At 64.9% G+C, this 16,047-nt stretch carries 18 protein-coding genes; 12 read left to right on the top strand and 6 right to left on the bottom strand.

The genetic code is table 11. From position 1 onward, the window contains the following. Window positions 1–35: 35 nt before the first annotated feature. Window positions 36–518 (bottom strand): Cys-tRNA(Pro) deacylase, encoded by a 483-nt coding sequence (ybaK, locus tag ACVMIH_RS21750; protein WP_076829980.1) that lies wholly within the window; start codon window positions 516–518, stop codon window positions 36–38. Between the two features lie 347 nt (window positions 519–865). Here ybaK and ACVMIH_RS21745 point away from each other — a divergent pair, with 347 nt between their 5' ends. The 5 genes from ACVMIH_RS21745 (at window position 866) to ACVMIH_RS21725 (ending at window position 5,765) form a co-directional block, all read left to right on the top strand. Beyond that, on the top strand, window positions 866–2,158 hold the full coding sequence (locus ACVMIH_RS21745) for an adenylosuccinate synthase (protein ID WP_076829982.1): 1,293 nt from the start codon (window positions 866–868) through the stop codon (window positions 2,156–2,158). A gap of 35 nt (window positions 2,159–2,193) precedes the next feature. Continuing rightward, window positions 2,194–3,744, top strand: a complete 1,551-nt coding sequence (locus ACVMIH_RS21740; protein ID WP_456782586.1) for a hypothetical protein — start codon at window positions 2,194–2,196, stop codon at window positions 3,742–3,744. A gap of 197 nt (window positions 3,745–3,941) precedes the next feature. Then, entirely contained in the window at window positions 3,942–4,376 is a 435-nt protein-coding gene (locus tag ACVMIH_RS21735; protein WP_028343492.1) for a DUF5413 family protein, read from the top strand. Between the two features lie 378 nt (window positions 4,377–4,754). Next, entirely contained in the window at window positions 4,755–5,123 is a 369-nt protein-coding gene (locus tag ACVMIH_RS21730; protein ID WP_244558901.1) for a Crp/Fnr family transcriptional regulator, read from the top strand. Window positions 5,124–5,216: 93 nt separating this feature from the next. Further along, window positions 5,217–5,765 carry a DUF4112 domain-containing protein gene (locus tag ACVMIH_RS21725; protein WP_456855313.1) on the top strand — a complete coding sequence of 183 codons (549 nt, stop codon included), beginning with the start codon at window positions 5,217–5,219 and terminating at the stop codon, window positions 5,763–5,765. 63 nt (window positions 5,766–5,828) lie between these two features. On the opposite strand, the gene ACVMIH_RS21720 is transcribed toward ACVMIH_RS21725, so the two are convergent. The 5 genes from ACVMIH_RS21720 to ACVMIH_RS21700 form a co-directional block, all read right to left on the bottom strand. Continuing rightward, complete coding sequence (locus tag ACVMIH_RS21720) at window positions 5,829–6,119, bottom strand: hypothetical protein (protein ID WP_016844322.1); 291 nt, start codon at window positions 6,117–6,119, stop codon at window positions 5,829–5,831. 224 nt (window positions 6,120–6,343) lie between these two features. Next, a complete protein-coding gene (locus ACVMIH_RS21715; protein ID WP_016844323.1) occupies window positions 6,344–6,508 on the bottom strand; it encodes a DUF3309 family protein in 165 nt (54 codons plus the stop codon). Between the two features lie 197 nt (window positions 6,509–6,705). Then, the gene (msrB, locus tag ACVMIH_RS21710) at window positions 6,706–7,119 is read right to left on the bottom strand and encodes a peptide-methionine (R)-S-oxide reductase MsrB (RefSeq protein WP_057017314.1); all 414 of its coding nucleotides are present in this window, start codon (window positions 7,117–7,119) and stop codon (window positions 6,706–6,708) included. A 114-nt stretch (window positions 7,120–7,233) separates the two neighbouring features. After that, the gene (gene msrA, locus ACVMIH_RS21705) at window positions 7,234–7,950 is read right to left on the bottom strand and encodes a peptide-methionine (S)-S-oxide reductase MsrA (RefSeq protein WP_456855314.1); all 717 of its coding nucleotides are present in this window, start codon (window positions 7,948–7,950) and stop codon (window positions 7,234–7,236) included. Window positions 7,951–8,335: 385 nt separating this feature from the next. Further along, the gene (locus ACVMIH_RS21700) at window positions 8,336–9,445 is read right to left on the bottom strand and encodes an ATP-dependent DNA helicase (RefSeq protein ID WP_456855315.1); all 1,110 of its coding nucleotides are present in this window, start codon (window positions 9,443–9,445) and stop codon (window positions 8,336–8,338) included. A gap of 218 nt (window positions 9,446–9,663) precedes the next feature. On the opposite strand from ACVMIH_RS21700, the gene ACVMIH_RS21695 reads away from it, so the two are divergent. The 7 genes from ACVMIH_RS21695 (at window position 9,664) to ACVMIH_RS21665 (ending at window position 16,043) form a co-directional block, all read left to right on the top strand. After that, window positions 9,664–10,869 (top strand): LLM class flavin-dependent oxidoreductase, encoded by a 1,206-nt coding sequence (locus ACVMIH_RS21695; RefSeq protein WP_456863322.1) that lies wholly within the window; start codon window positions 9,664–9,666, stop codon window positions 10,867–10,869. A 35-nt stretch (window positions 10,870–10,904) separates the two neighbouring features. Continuing rightward, complete coding sequence (locus ACVMIH_RS21690; protein ID WP_456863320.1) at window positions 10,905–11,138, top strand: hypothetical protein; 234 nt, start codon at window positions 10,905–10,907, stop codon at window positions 11,136–11,138. 44 nt (window positions 11,139–11,182) lie between these two features. Continuing rightward, complete coding sequence (locus ACVMIH_RS21685; RefSeq protein ID WP_456863318.1) at window positions 11,183–12,133, top strand: sulfonate ABC transporter substrate-binding protein; 951 nt, start codon at window positions 11,183–11,185, stop codon at window positions 12,131–12,133. Window positions 12,134–12,173: 40 nt separating this feature from the next. Then, window positions 12,174–13,127 (top strand): sulfonate ABC transporter substrate-binding protein, encoded by a 954-nt coding sequence (locus ACVMIH_RS21680; RefSeq protein WP_456863315.1) that lies wholly within the window; start codon window positions 12,174–12,176, stop codon window positions 13,125–13,127. Continuing rightward, complete coding sequence (gene ssuD, locus ACVMIH_RS21675) at window positions 13,109–14,290, top strand: FMNH2-dependent alkanesulfonate monooxygenase (RefSeq protein ID WP_456863313.1); 1,182 nt, start codon at window positions 13,109–13,111, stop codon at window positions 14,288–14,290. Before ACVMIH_RS21680 ends, ssuD begins: the two co-directional genes overlap by 19 nt. 158 nt (window positions 14,291–14,448) lie before the next feature. Further along, a complete protein-coding gene (locus ACVMIH_RS21670; RefSeq protein WP_057017321.1) occupies window positions 14,449–15,195 on the top strand; it encodes an ABC transporter permease subunit in 747 nt (248 codons plus the stop codon). 8 nt (window positions 15,196–15,203) lie between these two features. Next, the gene (locus ACVMIH_RS21665) at window positions 15,204–16,043 is read left to right on the top strand and encodes an ATP-binding cassette domain-containing protein (RefSeq protein WP_456866536.1); all 840 of its coding nucleotides are present in this window, start codon (window positions 15,204–15,206) and stop codon (window positions 16,041–16,043) included. The last annotated feature ends 4 nt before the right edge of the window (window positions 16,044–16,047 follow it).

Below are 16,047 nucleotides of genomic sequence, written 5' to 3'. Positions count from 1 at the left end.
GGATCAGTCTTGCGCAGGATCGGTCTCGCGTAGGTTCAGTCCTGCGTCGCCACCAGCGGCTTCATCGTGGCGCCGGCGGCAAGCGCGGCGTCGTTCGGATCGATCTCGATCTGCAGGCCGCGCTGGCCGCCATTGACGAAGACCGTGACGTGGGTGAGGGCGGTCTCGTCGATCGCGGTCGGCACCTTCTTCTTCTGGCCGAACGGGCTGATGCCGCCGACATGATAGCCGGTCAGCCGCTCGGCATCGGCCGGGCGCATCATCCTGGCCGACTTGCCGCCGAGGGCGGCGGCAAGTTTCTTCATGCTGACCTCGCAGTCGGACGGCACCACGGCGCAGACCGGTTTGCCGTCGACCTCCGCCATCAGCGTCTTGAGCATGCGATTCGGGTCGACGCCGAGCGCCTCGGCCGCCTGCAGCCCGATGCTCTCGGCGCTGGAATCGTAGACATAGGTGTGAAGCTTGAAGGCAATGCCGAGCTTGCGCAGCGCCATCGTCGCTTGGGTGGAATTGGGCATGGACCCTGCCGGTTAATCTAGGTGAATGATCGCCGTAATAGGAGCTGCGATCAATCCACAGCAGATCCAGCGTCACGTTGCCGTAACATTAAATTCCCGCCAGCCCGGCGCAGCCGGGCGCAGCATGGAATTTAATGGGGATATCAAAGGGTTGTAGGTCGTCTAAAAGGCGTAAACGAGCCCCTTCTTGCTTGCGCAGCCGAGCCGCTTCCTTTATCCGGTAGGCGCCTTGCGTGCGCGCGGCCGGGCGCCGCGATTTAGGCTGGGCATATCAATGCAGGTCGCTGTGGGCGGACGCGTTTTCGCCGCGATCATGGTCTGAAACACCTGAAGGGAACATCTTCGCAATGGCCAATGTTGTCGTCGTCGGCGCCCAATGGGGTGACGAAGGGAAGGGCAAGATCGTCGACTGGCTGTCGGAACAGGCCGACATCGTCGTGCGCTTCCAGGGCGGCCACAATGCCGGCCATACGCTCGTGATCAATGGCGAGACCTACAAGCTGGCGCTGCTGCCCTCCGGCGTGCTGCGGGCGAACAAGCTCGCGGTGATCGGCAATGGCGTGGTGTTCGATCCGCAGGCCTTCCTCGACGAAGTCGCCAAGCTGAAGGGGCAGGGCGTCGCGGTCGGACCGGACAATCTGCGGATCGCCGAGAACGTCACGCTGATCCTGCCGCTGCATCGCGAGCTCGACGCCTTGCGCGAATCGTCCAACGCCATCACCTCGATCGGCACGACCCGCCGCGGCATCGGCCCGGCCTATGAGGACAAGGTCGGCCGCCGCGCCATCCGCCTGATGGATCTCGCCGACCTCGACACCCTGCCGCACAAGATCGAACGCCTGCTGGCGCATCACAATGCGCTGCGCCGCGGCCTCAACCTCGCGGAGATCGACGGCAAGAGCATCCTGAGCGAGCTGTCGGCGATGGCGCCGAAGCTATTGCCCTATGCCGAGACGGTGTGGCGGCTGCTGGACCTCAAGCGCCGCGAGGGCAAGCGCATCCTGTTCGAGGGCGCGCAGGGCGCGCTGCTCGACGTCGACCACGGCACCTATCCCTATGTGACGTCGTCCAACACGGTGGCGGCGCAGGCCGCGACCGGCACCGGCCTCGGCCCGGGCGCGGTCGGCTATGTGCTGGGCATCTGCAAGGCCTACACCACCCGGGTCGGCCAGGGTCCGTTCCCGACCGAACTGAACGACGAGATCGGCGAGGAAATCGGCCGTCGCGGCAAGGAATTCGGCGTCAATACCGGGCGCAAGCGCCGGGTCGGCTGGTTCGATGCCATGCTGGTGCGACAGACTGTCCGCACCTGCGGAATTGCCGGGCTGGCGCTGACCAAGCTCGATATTCTCGACGGGTTCGACAGCATCAAGGTCTGCATCGGCTACAAGCTCGACGGCAAGGAAATCGACCATCTGCCGGCGGGCGAGGGCGCGCAGGCCCGGGTCGAGCCGATCTATGAGATCATCGAGGGCTGGAAACAGCCGACCGCCAATGCGCGGTCCTGGGCGGACCTGCCGGCCCAGGCCATCAAGTACGTTCGCCGGGTCGAGGAACTGGTGGGGTGTCCGATCGCCCTGCTGTCCACCAGCCCGGAGCGTGAAGATACTATTCTGGTACAGAATCCGTTCGAGGCTTAACGGGATATTACCTATATCCCTCCAATTGTGTGGAAATGGCTGACTACTACCCGCTGATCGCCCGTGCCATCGCCGGATTGGACCCCAACGCCCCCGGCGAAGCCCGCCGTGCGCTGTATGCGCGGGCGCGAACGGCGTTGATCCAGCAGCTCCGCGGCGTGCAGCCGCCGCTCTCCGAGTCCGAGATCACCCGCGAACGGCTGTCGCTGGAAGAGGCGGTTCGCAAGGTCGAGTCCGAGGCCGCGCAGCGCGCCCGCGAGGCCTCGCGTCCCGGTGGCGCTGCCGCTGTCCGCGGCAGCCGCGCCAATGCCCGGCCGCCCGAGCCCGGTCCCGCCGACACTGCCGCGCGCCCGCGGCCCCCGGCCGAACCCCGTCCGCCGCGCAATCTGCGCCCCGACGCGCCGCCGCCGGCCCCGCCGCGGCCGCAAAACCCGCCGGTCCCGCCCGAGACCCAGGCGCCGCCGGCCCGGCCGGGCCCGCCCCGCCGCGGTCCGGAAGGCGCGCCGCCGCCGGTGCCGCCGGCCGCGCCGGGCGTGCGCGGCTTCCGCGACATCACCGCCGATGCTGACGATCTCGGCCGTGCCGCGGCGCAAGCCAGCCGCAACGCGCGCAAGACCTACGCCAACGTGCCGTCGCCCTCGCCGGAATTCGATCGGCTCGAGCCGAGCCTTGAGAATCGCGGCGGCGATCCCGAGGCGCCGTATTCCTACGACGAGTCGATCGAGGAGGCCGAGCGCTACACCCCGCAGCCGCCGCAAGGTCCGCCGCCGCAGCGGTCGCGGGCCGGCAACGGCGAGCGCGAGCCGAAGAAGCCGCCGCGCGTCGGGTCGATGTTCCCGTTCAAGACCGCGATCGTGATCGGCATCCTGCTGATCCTGGTCGGCACCGGCATCCTGTTCCGGCAGCAGGCCATGACCCTTGTCAGCAGCCTGTTCAAATCCTCGGCCCCGGTCGAGGCGCCGAAGGATGCCGCGTCGACGCCTGCGAGCAAGAAGATCACCGACCGCGTCGGCCAGCCCTCGTCGTCGGGCGAGACGGTCGCCCCGGTGGCGCAGCGCGTGGTGCTGTATGACGAAGACCCGTCGGATCCGAAGGGCAAGCAGTATGTCGGTTCGGTGGTCTGGCGCACCGAGCAGGTCAAGGGATCGGGCAACCAGAAGCCCGACATCGCCGTGCGCGCCGACATCGACATTCCCGATCGCAAGTTCAAGATGACGATGTCGTTCCGCCGCAACACCGATTCATCGCTGCCGGCGAGCCATACCGCGGAATTGACCTTCATCCTGCCGCAGGACTTCGCCAATGGCGGCGTCGGCAACGTGCCGGGCATCCTGATGAAGTCCAACGAGCAGGCGCGCGGCACGCCGCTGGCCGGGCTCGCGGTCAAGGTCACCGACGGCTTCTTCCTGGTCGGCCTTTCCAATGTCGACGCCGACCGCTCGCGCAATCTGCAACTCTTGAAGGAGCGCTCGTGGTTCGACGTGCCGCTGGTCTACACCAACCAGCGCCGCGCCATCATCGCGATCGAAAAGGGCGCCCCCGGCGAGCGAGCCTTCAACGAGGCGTTCGCGGCGTGGGGTGAGTAGCGGCCCTAGCTCTCGCCCCGGTCGCCAGCAATGTCGTCGCCCGGCTTCGTCCGGGCGATTCCGTATCGCAGCAAGATCAGCGGCTGTTGCAGCGCATCGACGTGCAGAGCTCCGGAACATCGCCGCGACTTTCGATTTTTCCCTAGAACCGTCGCGCGACCGCGTTACACTTGGTTGACGTCGGGCAAGGGCACGCCATGAAACGCTATCTGATCTTCGCAGCCATCGGGCCGTTCATCGGCGGCTTCCTGCTGCTGCTCATGACCACCTATCAGTCCGGCTACTGGACCGAGACCAGCGGCGGCGAGGTGACCAAGCTGCTCGTCGTGTTCGTGAAGTCGCTGCAATACAATTATCTGTTCGGCATCGTGCCGTCGCTGATGTTCGGTGCGATCGACGACATCCTGATGCATGTGAGGCGGATCGCGCCGGTGGTGCGGATGCTGCTCGTTGGTGCGGTGGCGTTCGTCGGCGCGGCGTTGACCTACGCCTCGCACGGCTCCGAAAGCGGCGCGGTGCAGTTCATCCTGTACGGAATGGTCGGCTTCATCCCGGGCGTGATCACGTCCTGGCTGGCGCACAAATATGCCGAAGAGCTGCACGCGCCGGCGCAGCCGGCTTCCCAGCATTAGGGCAGGTGCTCAGTACCAAGGGAAAAGCAGAAGTCGCGTTCGGCGACTTCTGACCCAACCGCGAAATGAGCACGTCGCGATCGGACAAGGGCCGCGCTCAACGCCCGGCGCGGAATAGATCGCCCCTTGCAGTAATCGTATCAGCGCGCGAGACGCCGGAGGTCCGGCTACCTTCACACAACTGTCACATCATCGTCATGCAAACGTAGTCCCAATGTCATGTCCGCGTTCGTCCTCGCGACCCGCGGCCGCCCGGGGCAGTGGCGATGCCGATCCCGGGCCTGCTCCATTCTGTGTTCGCGCATTTATTTCAGCCGTTGCTGCAGACGACCGGGACGTACGGGATCTGCGTTTCGGATTCGGGGAAAGGAATTTCGAGTGGCAGATGCAAGCTTCAGCCTTCTGACGGGCAACAGTATCGAAACGCGCCTGGTCCGAGCCGGCGGCATTATTTTTCGCGAGGGGGAGCAGGCCAACGAGCTCTTCGTGATCAAGAGCGGCTATGTGCGCATTCAGGTCGGCAACAAGACCATGGCGGACCTCGCGCCTGACACGATCTTTGGCGAGATGGCGTTGATCGACAATGGGCCAAGGAGTGCGACCGCCACGGCGCTCACGGATGTCGAACTCGTCCCGGTCTCGGAAAAGCAGTTTCTCTTCCTCGTGAGCCAGACGCCGCATTTTGCCCTGAAGGTGATGAGGACGCTGGCGCAGCGGCTCAGAACGATGAACAAGGGCGTCTACTGAAGCGAGCACGGCAGAGCGTCGAGGTAACAGGCCTTGAAGGTGACACAGTGGTAATGTGACGCAACTTGAACCGCCTGCCTGCGTTACCATGTGATGGCCATGACCGAGGACGACATCTTCACGCCCCACGCCGCGCGATCGCGGCCGCCCTTTGGCGGCGCGCAGGCGCGCGGCAAGGTCATCGACCAGGACGGGCGCGAGCTCGCCGATGGCCCGCTGCATCCGCAGTTCCAAGGTTTTCAGGAAGGCTTTCAGTTCGACTTCCGCAACTCCACCGCCAACCCGTTCGGCAATCTGACTCGCGAGCAGCGGCTGCAGCGGCTGGAGACGATCGCAAAGTTGCTCGACGTCGCCTTCATCGTGCCGGGCACCAATGTGCGCTACGGCATCGACGGGCTGATCGGCCTGATCCCGGTGGTCGGCGATATCATCACCACCGCGATCTCGCTATGGCTGGTGCGCGAGGCCCGGTTGCTGGGCGCGCCCTGGCACATCACTGCGCGGATGCTCGCCAACGTCGCCGTCGACGGCGTGATCGGCATGGTGCCGGTGGCGGGCGATGCCTTCGACGTCATGTTCCGCGCCAATATCCGCAATGTGCGGATGCTGCGGCGCTGGCTCGACAAGCAGCCGAGATTGTGACCCTCAAAAACAAAAGCCCCCGGATCGATCCGAGGGCTTTTCGTTGAGCGAAGAGCAGAAAGCTTATGCGGCGTCAGCGTCGGTCTGGCTGGCGGCCGGGCGCGGACGACGCGGCAGCGGGAAGGCCTCGCTCTCATAGAGCGAGCGGATGCCGTTCTGGTCGAAACGGGCTTCCTCGACCTGGAGATAGGCGCCGTTCAGCGAGTCCGCCGGCAGCTGCTCCATCGCGAACTGCACGGCCTCGGCAGCGGTGCCGAAACGGCGGTAGGCGAAACCCGCCCGCTTCTTCTTGCGGATCGCGGCGGGGAACAGTTCGGCGGATGTGTTATAGTTGAACGGACGCAGGGGACGCATGGTCGACGACCTCTTGTGTTCTTTTCAGTTGGCGTTGCGAAAGGGATTTTGGGGGACGGCGGCCTATTATCGGCGGCGCGCCGTACATGTCATTTCGACCCCTAATATAGGCCTCTTTGACAAAAATGCGACCCCAGAAGAGCCCCTGACAGGGCACATGCTGAATCCGCGCATAGCACCGGCACCGGCCAGATAAGTCATTTTGTTTCAATGACTTATGGCTCTCAAATCTTGTCGAGCCAGGCCAGGATCGCGACCACGATCAAAATCACCCCGAAAAGGCCCATTCCGGAGTGGCCGAGGCCATAGCCATAGCCGCGAATTCGGCCGCTATAGCCGCCCAGCAGGATAATCAGCAAAAGGATGATGAGGATCAGTCCAAGCGACATGGCGCCCTCCTCAGAACAGGCGGCAGCCGCACGGCGAGACGCCTACGGCCCCCGCGAATACCGAGCAAAGCACATTCCGGCCTGCGAGTCGTTAAGGCCGTTTGCCGATCACGAGGATGTTGTAGGTCGCCGAAGCCAAAACAAAGCCCCACGCGACCGGCCTGTTGGTCGCGTGGGGCGCGGTGTAGTGGGCGCCGTTACTTCTTCTCGTCGAGCTTCAGCGCCGCCGAGTTGATGCAGTAGCGCAGGCCGGTCGGGCCGGGGCCGTCGTTGAAGACGTGGCCGAGATGGCCGTCGCATTTCGAGCACAGCACCTCGGTGCGGATCATGCCGTGGCTCATGTCGCGCTCCTCGTCGACATGGCTCTCGACCGCGGGCTTGGAGAAGCTCGGCCAGCCGCAGCCGGAATCGAACTTCTGGTCGGATTCGAACAGCGTCTGCCCGCAGCCGGCACAGACATAGGTGCCCTTGCGGGGATCATGCTCGTATTCGCCGGTGAAGGGCCGCTCGGTCGCTTTCTCGCGCAGCACGGCGTACTGCATCGGCGTCAATTCCTTGCGCCACTCGGCCTCGCTCTTGCGGACCTTGCCGTCGGTCTTGGTATCGGACATGGAAACTCCCTTGTTGGTTGTCATTGCGAGGAGGGAAGCGACGAAGCAATCCATCTTTCCGCTTGCCGCGGCATGGATTGCTTCGCTTCGCTCGCAATGACGGGAAGCGTCGCCTCAGTTGGTGACCTTGGTGCTGCCCACCAGCGTCGGCTTCTCGATGTAGTTCTCCGCGAAGATCTTCTTCAGGTTCTCGACCTTCGGGATGTCGTTATAGGCAATATAGGGTTGGTTCGGGTGCAGCGTCAGATAGTCCTGGTGGTAGCCCTCCGCCGGATAGAAAGCCTCGAGCGCGCCGACCTTGGTGACGATCGGCTTCTTGTAGACCTTGGCGGCGTTGAGCTGGGCGATATAGGCGTCCGCCACCTTCTTCTGCTCGTCGCTGGTGGTGAAGATCGCCGAGCGATATTGCGTGCCGGAATCCGGGCCCTGCCGGTTCAGCTGGGTCGGGTCGTGCACGACGGAGAAGAAGATCTGCAGGATCTTGCCGTAGGAGATCTTCTGCGGGTCGTACTTGATTTCGACGGACTCGGCGTGGCCGGTGGTGCCGGTCGAGACCTTCTCGTAATCGGCGTTCGCCTTGCTGCCGCCGGAGTAGCCGGACACCGCGCTGACGATGCCGGTGGTGTGCTGGAATACGCCCTGCACACCCCAGAAGCAGCCGCCGGCCAGCACTGCGGTCTTGATGCCGGATTCCGGCGCGCTCGCGGCCGGCGCCGGGATGATCACGGCGTCCTCGGCGGCAAGCGAGGGCGCAACGGCAAAAGCTGTGACGGCCAGCGCGCCGATCGCGGCGGCGCACAGCGAGAGGCGGCTGAGGGAGCTTTTGGGCATGGGTTCCTCGTGGGATCGCAATTGGGGCCAGTCTAGAGCGGGAGCCGGCATTGGCCAATCAGGCCGGGTGGCTCCGACGCTTCAAAATACGGGAGAGGAGGCGTTTTGTTACGGCGCCGGCCACACGGTTTCGTGAGGGAAATGCTGGGGATATGGCGCAATCTCTCCTCCCGTCGTCCCGGCGAAAGCCGGACCCATAACCACAGGATTGAATTGTTAGAAGGCTGTGGCCCCAGCGTCGTGCAACAATGACCTTCGGTGGTTATGGGTCCCGGCTCCCGTGCGCAATTGCGCACTAGGCCGGGACGACATCGGGTATGTTGCGTCATCGAGAGTCATACATTCACGGTCTCTCAGGATGACGGGTCTACAAGTGCGCGGCACGTCACACCACCACGCTCAGCCGCTTCGCCGCCCGCGTGATCCCCGTGTAGAGCCACCGCGCGCGCGAGTCCTGGAAGGCAAAGCTCTCGTCGAACAGCACGACGTCGTCCCATTGCGAGCCCTGCGACTTGTGCACGGTCAGCACGTAGCCGTAGTCGAACTCGTCATAGGGCTTGCGCTGCTCCCACGGCACGCCCTCGACGCCGCCGTCGAAGCACTCGCCGCGCACCGAGACCTTGGTGACCTTGTAGCCGAAATCCTCGTCCGGCATCACGCGCATGGTGATGATCCTGGATTTGGACTGCGCGCGCGCCTTGACCCGCCACAGGCCGCCGTTGAACAGGCCCTTCTTGCGGTTGTTGCGCAGGCAGACCAGCTTGTCGCCGGTGACCGGCAGCGGATCCTCGATGTTCTGCCGCTGCCGCACCCGCATGTTGTAGGCGCGGCGGGTGTTGTTGCGGCCGACCAGCACCTGGTCGGCGCTCATCACGCGGTCCGGATCGAGCTCCTTGCGCGACACCACCTCGCTCTCGCCATGGCGGCCGATCTCGAGCTCGCGACCCTCGCGGATATCCATCGACATCCGCACGATCGGATCGTCCTGCGCCTGGCGGTGCACCTCGGTCAGCATCGCGTCGGGCTCGGCATCGGTGAAGAAGCCGCCGCCCTGGATCGGCGGCAATTGCGCGGGATCGCCGAGCACCAGCAGCGGGCAGTCGAACGACATCAGATCGCGGCCGAGCTCGGCATCGACCATCGAGCACTCGTCGATCACGATCAGCTTCGCCTTCGATGCCGGCGCATCGTCCCAGAGCTCGAAGCTCGGCTGCTCGACGCCGGACTCGCGGGCGCGGTAGATCAGCGAATGGATCGTGGAGGCGCTGTCGCAACCCTTGTTGCGCATGACGAGCGCCGCCTTGCCGGTGAAGGCCGCGAACTTCACCTCGCCGTCGACGCCTTCGGCGATGTGGCGGGCGAGCGTGGTCTTGCCGGTTCCGGCATAGCCGAACAGGCGGAACACCGGCGGCGTGCCATTCTGGCCGGGCTTGGCCTTCAGCCAGTCGGCGACGGCTTTCAGCGCAGTGTCCTGATGCGGCGTGAAGGTGGTCATGGGCTTTCGGAAGAGTGAGCGCGCGACCGATAGCGCCGCGACTCGGGCCAGCACAAGCTAAACATTCATGCGTTCCGATCAAGCCGTCTCCCGCTGCGCGGAATTGGGGTTTCGCCCCCGAGGCTAGACTTGATCCGGAGCGCCACTAGACTGCCCCAAAACAACAAGCGGTCGAGACCACGACAAGTGGTCGAGCAAGCGACCTTGGGAGTGACTCCATGAAATTCGGCATCTTTTACGAGCTGCAACTGCCGCGCCCCTGGAACGACGGCGACGAGCTCAGGCTCTACCAGAACGCGCTGACGCAATTGGAAACCGCCGACCGGCTCGCTTACGACTACGCCTGGGTCGTGGAGCACCACTTCCTGGAGGAATATTCGCACTCGCCGGCGCCGGAATCCTTCCTTGCCGCGGCGAGCCAGCGCACCAAGAACATCCGGCTCGGCCACGGCATCTTCCAGCTCACCACCAATCATCCCGCCCGCGTCGCCGAGCGGGTCGCGGTGCTCGATCTCTTGAGCAACGGCCGCTGCGAGTTCGGCATGGGCGAAAGCGCCTCGATCACCGAGCTGACGCCGTTCGGCCGCGACATGGAGACCAAGCGCGAGGTGTTCGAGGAAGCCGTGCAAGCGATCTTCCCGATGTTCAGCAAGGTCGGCACCGAGCATCACGGACAATATTTCGATATCCCGCTGCGCAATGTCGTTCCGAAGCCGGTGCAGAAGCCGCATCCGCCGCTCTGGATGGCGTGCTCGCAACTGCCGACCATCGAACGCGCCGGGCAGAACGGGTTTGGCGCGCTCGGCTTTCAGTTCGTCAGCGCCGAGGCGGCGCATGCCTGGGTGCACGCCTATTACAACGCGATCACCAAGCGGCTGAAGAAGCTCGCCGACTACGAGATCAATCCGAACATGGCGCTGGTCTCGTTCTTCATGTGCGCGAAGACGGACGAGGAAGCGCGCAGGCGCGCCGACGGCGCAACCTTCTTCCAGTTCGCGCTGCGCTATTACGGCCAGGCACAGAACCGGCAGCGCCCGGCGCCCGGCACCGTCAACATGTGGGACGAGTACAACAAGTGGAAGCGCGACAATCCGGAGGCGCAGGAGGCCGCGCTGCGCGGCGGCCTGATCGGCTCGCCGGAGACCTTGCGCAAGAAGCTGCGGCGCTTCCGCTCGTCGCATATCGACCAGGTGATCCTGCTCAACCAGGCCGGCAAGAACACGCATGAGCACATCTGCGAGTCGCTCGAGCTGTTTGCGAAGGAAGTGATGCCGGAGTTCCAGCAAGATCCCGAGCACGATGCCTGGAAGAAGGGCGTGCTCGACGGCTCGATCCAGCTCGAGGAGATCGACACCCAGGCGTTCACCGACCGCTATGGTAAACTCGCGGTCAATGTCGGCTCGAAGGCAGCAGCTGCGGGCTGATCGATTGCTGGAGCACCGGCTCATAATCAGAGCCGATGTTCCAGCTTCTTGTTGGACGCGTTTTCTTCACGCGAACCGGTACCCACTTCGCTCGAAAACGCTTCTGTGCAGCGACCTCGCGTTTCCGTGAGGAAAATAATTCGCTACATGCGATCCGCGCCTTAAAAGAAACGGCACGCGCGATGCCTGCACCGAAGTGCAGGTATCGCTATTTTTGTGCGGCGCTCGACAGCTTCATTCGCGCGCCCCATCATGCTGACATCGCATGATCGTGCAGCGCGATAGCGCGCTTGATCGTCAGGAGAGTTTTGGAATGAAGCGTCGTGAGTTCCTCCAGCTGTCGCTCGTCACAGCCGCCGCCGCTGCGCTGTCACGCGGTGCGCAGGCGCAGGCGGACGCGAAGGAAATTCGTATCGGCTACCAGAAGAACGGCGTGCTCGTTATCACGCGCCAGCGCGAGGCGTTGGAAAATCATTTCAAGCCGCAGGGCATCAGCGTGAAATGGGTCGAGTTCTCCTCGGGCCCGCCGATGATGGAAGCGATGAATGTCGGCAGCGTCGATTACGGTGCGGTCGGCGATTCCCCGCCGATCTTCGCGCAGGCCGCGGGCGCGGCCATCGTCTATGCCGCGGCGCAGCCCATCATCAACGGGTCCGGCATCCTGGTGCCGCAGAATTCGGCGATCGCGTCAATCGCCGATCTCAAGGGCAAGCGCGTCGGCTTCACCAAGGGATCGAGCGCCCATAACGTCGTGATCCAGACGCTGGAGAAGGCCGGGCTCACCTATGACGACATCACGCCGGTCTATCTGACGCCGCCCGACGCCGGTCCGGCTTTCGCCAATGGCGGCATCGATGCCTGGGCGATCTGGGACCCGTATTTCGCGATCGCCGAGACCAAGCAGAACGGCCGCATTCTGGTCAAGACGCGCGACATCACCAAGACCAACTCGTTCTACATCGCCAACCGCGACTTCGCCCGCAATCGCGGCGCGATCCTGCAGCAGATCGTCGATGTCACGACGTCGAGCGCGGCATGGGCGCAGGCGCATCCCGATGAGGTCGCCAAATCGCTGGCCGCCGTCACTGGCGTGCCGCTCGATATCCAGACCATCGCGGCGAAGCGGGCGGGCTTCTCGGTCGGACCCGTGACCGACGACATCATCGCGACCCAGCAGGGCGTCGCCGACCGCTTCTTCAAGCTCGGCCTGATCCCGAAGCAGATCGCGATCCGCGACATCGTCTGGCGCAATCCCCAGACCTGATCGGCTCGCGTTTGGTCATTTCAATGCAGAGGATAGTCCCATGACGCGTTTATTTCGACGCTGGGTCGCCCGCGCGGTGCTGTCGCTCAGCATCGTCGCCGCAACCGTCAGCGCCTCCTACGGCCAGGAGAAGGTGGTCCGCATCGGTTACCAGAAATACGGCAAGCTGGTGCTGCTCAAGAGCAAGGGCTCGCTCGAGGAAAAGCTGAAGGCGGTCGGCACCAAGGTGGTGTGGACCGAGTTTCCGTCCGGGCCGCCGCTGCTCGAGGCGCTCAATGTCGGCGCGATCGATTTCGGCAACACCGGCGAGGCGCCGCCGATCTTCGCGCAGGCCGCCGGCGCGCCGATCCAATATGTTGCCTACGAGCCGCCGGCGCCGAAGGGCGAGGCGATCCTGGTGCCGAAGGACAGCGCGATCAAGTCGGTCTCTGACCTGAAGGGCAAGAAGGTCGCGCTGAACAAGGGCTCCAACGTCCACTATCTGCTGGTGAAGGCGCTGGAGAAGGCCGGCGTCAAATATTCCGAGATCGAGCCGGTGTTCCTGGCGCCGGCCGATGCGCGCGCGGCGTTCGAGCGCGGCGCGGTCGATGCCTGGGTGATCTGGGATCCGTTCCAGGCCGCGGCGGAGGCCGCCACCGGCGCCCGCACGGTCGCCGACGGCACCGGCATCGTCGCGAACTATCAGTTCTACTTCGCCTCGAAGAAATTCCTGCAGGCCGATCCGAAGATCGTCGAGCTCGTGCTGGCGCAGCTGAGCGAGGTCGACGACTGGGCCAAGGGCGATATCCACGCCGTTGCCGAGCAGCTGGCGCCGAGCATCGGCCTGTCGGTGCCGGTGGTCGAGGTCGCGCTGAAGCGGCAGGCCTACGGCATCAAGCCGGTCACCGATGCGGTGGTCGCGGACCAGCAGCAGGTTGCCGACACGTTCTTCGCGCTCGGCCTGATCCCGAAACAAATCAAGATTTCCGACGTCGCATGGAGGCCGGGCACGTGAGCACCCCAACCAACGCCAACATCCTCTGGTTCCTGCCGACCCACGGCGACAGCCGCTATCTCGGCACGTCGATCGGCGGCCGCGAGGTGAACTTCAATTATCTGCGCCAGATCGCGCAGGCCGCGGATCAGCTCGGCTATTACGGCGTGCTGCTGCCGACCGGGCGGAGCTGCGAGGATTCCTGGGTGGTGGCCTCTGCCGTCGCGCCCTGGACCGAACGCCTGCGCTATCTCGTGGCGGTGAGGCCCGGCCTGCAGTCGCCGAGCGTCGCCGCACGGATGACCGCGACGCTGGACCGGCTGTCGAACGGCCGCCTTCTGATCAACGTCGTCACCGGCGGCGATCCGATCGAGAACAAGGGCGACGGCATTTTCCTCGATCATGACGAGCGCTACGCGGTGACCCGCGAGTTCCTCAACGTCTACAGCGATCTCCTGGCGGGCAAGACCGTCAATGTCGAAGGCAAGCACATAAGGATCGAGGACGGCCGCCTGCTGTTCAATCCGGTGCAGTCGCCGCGGCCGCCGCTGTATTTCGGCGGCTCCTCGGATGCCGGCATCGACGTCGCGGTCGACACCGTCGACAAATATCTCACTTGGGGCGAGCCGCCGGCGCAGGTCGCCGAGAAGATCGCCAAGGTGAAGGCGGTGGCGGCGCAGCGCGGCCGCAAGCTCTCGTTCGGCATCCGCCTGCATGTGATCGTGCGCGAGACCAATGCGGAAGCCTGGAAGGCCGCCGACGAGCTGATCCAGTACGTCACCGATGACACGGTGGCCGCCGCGCAAAAGATCTTTGCGCGGATGGATTCGGTCGGCCAGCAGCGCATGGCGCAGCTGCATGGCGGCCGCCGCGACAAGCTCGAGATCAGCCCGAACCTGTGGGCCGGCGTCGGCCTGGTGCGCGGCGGGGCCGGCACCGCGCTGGTCGGCGATCCCGAGACCGTCGCCGCGCGGATCAAGGAGTATCAGGAGATCGGCGTCGATACCTTCATCATGTCGGGCTACCCGCATCTCGAGGAAGCCTATCGCTTCGCCGAATTGGTGTTCCCGCTGTTGTCGCTGGCGCAGGGCGGCAACGTGACGCCGATCCGCGTCAACACCGGGCCGTTCGGCGAGACTATCGGCAACGACTACCGTCCGCAGAAGCAGGCATCGCAATCATGAGCTTGATCGATTCACTACCACGCCGCAAAGCGTTTTCGAGCGAAGTGGATGCCGGTTCGCGTGAAGAAAACGCGTCAAAGCAAAAATCTGGAGCTCCGTTCCGATCCCATCGGAACGGAAACAGCTCCAGCGCACCAAAACTTCCGAAGGTCGACGGCCTGATCCCCTGGATCGTGCCGCTGGCGATCGTGCTGGTGTGGCAGCTCGCCTGCGTCACCGGCTACGTGCCCTCGCGGGTGTTGCCGGCGCCGACCGACGTCGCGGTGGCGGGATGGAAGCTGCTATTGTCCGGCGAACTGGTCCGCAACATCTGGGTCAGCTTCTGGCGCGCCTCGATCGGCTTTTTGATCGGCGGCGGCATCGGCTTTGCCTTCGGCCTCGCCAACGGGCTGTCGCAGCTGTCGGCAAAGCTCACCGACACCACCTTGCAGATGGTGCGCAACATCCCGCATCTGGCGCTGATCCCGCTCGTCATCCTGTGGTTCGGCATCGACGAGTCGGCCAAGCTGTTCCTGGTTGCGCTCGGCGTGTTCTTCCCGATCTATCTCAACACGCTGCACGGCATTCGCACCGTCGACCCGCAGCTGATCGAGATGGGCCGCATCTACGGTATGACCGACGGTGAGCTGTTCCGCCGGGTGATCTTCCCGGGCGCGCTGCCCTCGATCTTCGTCGGGCTGCGCTTCGCGCTCGGCATCATGTGGCTGACGTTGATCGTCGCCGAGACCATCGCGGCCTCGTCGGGCCTCGGCTACATGGCGATGCAGGCGCGCGAGTTCATGCTGATCGACGTCGTCGTGCTCTCGATCCTGATCTACGCCTTGCTCGGCAAGCTCGCCGACAGCGCCTCGCGGGCGCTGGAGCGGCTGACCCTGTCGTGGCATCCCGCCTTCCAGAAGAAGTGAGAATGAGAATGCAAGAAGCGCTTCGTTTCGAAACCGCTGAAGCCGAGCCGGTCGACCGCACCGAGATCGTCGCGAAGGCGCGGCAGTTGCGGCGCGTGCCGGAAGGCGCGGCCCGCGGCCTGTCGCTGACCATCCGCGGCCTGCGCAAGGCGTTCGGCGACAACGAGGTGCTGCGCGGCATCGACCTGCACATCCCGGCCGGCCAGTTCGTCGCGATCGTCGGCCGCAGCGGCTGCGGCAAGAGCACGCTGCTGCGCCTGATCGCCGGCCTCGACGCGCCGACGGCGGGAACCATCGCCTTCGGCGAACAGCCGCGAGCGCAGGACGTCCGCGTCATGTTCCAGGAGCCGCGGCTGCTGCCCTGGGCGCGGGTGCTGTCCAATGTCGAGGTCGGGCTGGGGCGCGAGCGCTCGTCTGCTGATGCACAGGCGCGCGCCGAGCGCGCGCTGGTCGAGGTCGGACTCGGCGACAAGCGCACGCAGTGGCCGTCGGTGCTCTCGGGCGGGCAGAAGCAGCGCGTCGCCCTGGCGCGGGCGCTGGTCAGCCAGCCCCGCGTGCTGGCATTCGACGAACCGCTCGGCGCACTCGACGCGCTGACCCGGATCTCGATGCAGCAATTGCTGGAACGGGTTTGGCGCGATCAGGGCTTTACCGCGATCCTGGTGACGCACGACGTCGCCGAGGCGGTCGCGCTCGCCGACCGCGTGCTGGTCATCGAGGACGGCCGCATCGCCGAGGATGTCGCGATCGACCTGCCGCGGCCGCGCCGGCGCGGGTCGGCCGAACTCGCCGCGCTGGAGGGCGAGATCCTGAAGCATTTGCTCGAAGGCAGCGAAGACAGTCTGTGAGGTC

The organism is Bradyrhizobium sp. USDA 4503, from assembly GCF_054055815.1.
The sequence above is the reverse complement of the archived record's forward strand: the minus strand, read 5'-3'. Positions and strand labels throughout refer to the sequence as shown.

Coding starts and splice junctions, on each gene's coding strand:
- ACVMIH_RS21740 (WP_456782586.1), top strand. CDS start 2,194: ATGGCTGACTACTACCCGCTGATCGCCCGTGCCATCGCCGGATTGGAC.
- ACVMIH_RS21695 (WP_456863322.1), top strand. CDS start 9,664: ATGAAATTCGGCATCTTTTACGAGCTGCAACTGCCGCGCCCCTGGAAC.
- ACVMIH_RS21725 (WP_456855313.1), top strand. CDS start 5,217: ATGGCCATGACCGAGGACGACATCTTCACGCCCCACGCCGCGCGATCG.
- ACVMIH_RS21715 (WP_016844323.1), bottom strand. CDS start 6,508: ATGTCGCTTGGACTGATCCTCATCATCCTTTTGCTGATTATCCTGCTG.
- ACVMIH_RS21700 (WP_456855315.1), bottom strand. CDS start 9,445: ATGACCACCTTCACGCCGCATCAGGACACTGCGCTGAAAGCCGTCGCC.
- ACVMIH_RS21735 (WP_028343492.1), top strand. CDS start 3,942: ATGAAACGCTATCTGATCTTCGCAGCCATCGGGCCGTTCATCGGCGGC.
- ACVMIH_RS21690 (WP_456863320.1), top strand. CDS start 10,905: ATGTTCCAGCTTCTTGTTGGACGCGTTTTCTTCACGCGAACCGGTACC.
- ACVMIH_RS21680 (WP_456863315.1), top strand. CDS start 12,174: ATGACGCGTTTATTTCGACGCTGGGTCGCCCGCGCGGTGCTGTCGCTC.
- ACVMIH_RS21745 (WP_076829982.1), top strand. CDS start 866: ATGGCCAATGTTGTCGTCGTCGGCGCCCAATGGGGTGACGAAGGGAAG.
- ACVMIH_RS21665 (WP_456866536.1), top strand. CDS start 15,204: ATGCAAGAAGCGCTTCGTTTCGAAACCGCTGAAGCCGAGCCGGTCGAC.
- ybaK (WP_076829980.1), bottom strand. CDS start 518: ATGCCCAATTCCACCCAAGCGACGATGGCGCTGCGCAAGCTCGGCATT.
- ACVMIH_RS21720 (WP_016844322.1), bottom strand. CDS start 6,119: ATGCGTCCCCTGCGTCCGTTCAACTATAACACATCCGCCGAACTGTTC.
- msrB (WP_057017314.1), bottom strand. CDS start 7,119: ATGTCCGATACCAAGACCGACGGCAAGGTCCGCAAGAGCGAGGCCGAG.
- ssuD (WP_456863313.1), top strand. CDS start 13,109: ATGGAGGCCGGGCACGTGAGCACCCCAACCAACGCCAACATCCTCTGG.
- msrA (WP_456855314.1), bottom strand. CDS start 7,950: ATGCCCAAAAGCTCCCTCAGCCGCCTCTCGCTGTGCGCCGCCGCGATC.
- ACVMIH_RS21685 (WP_456863318.1), top strand. CDS start 11,183: ATGAAGCGTCGTGAGTTCCTCCAGCTGTCGCTCGTCACAGCCGCCGCC.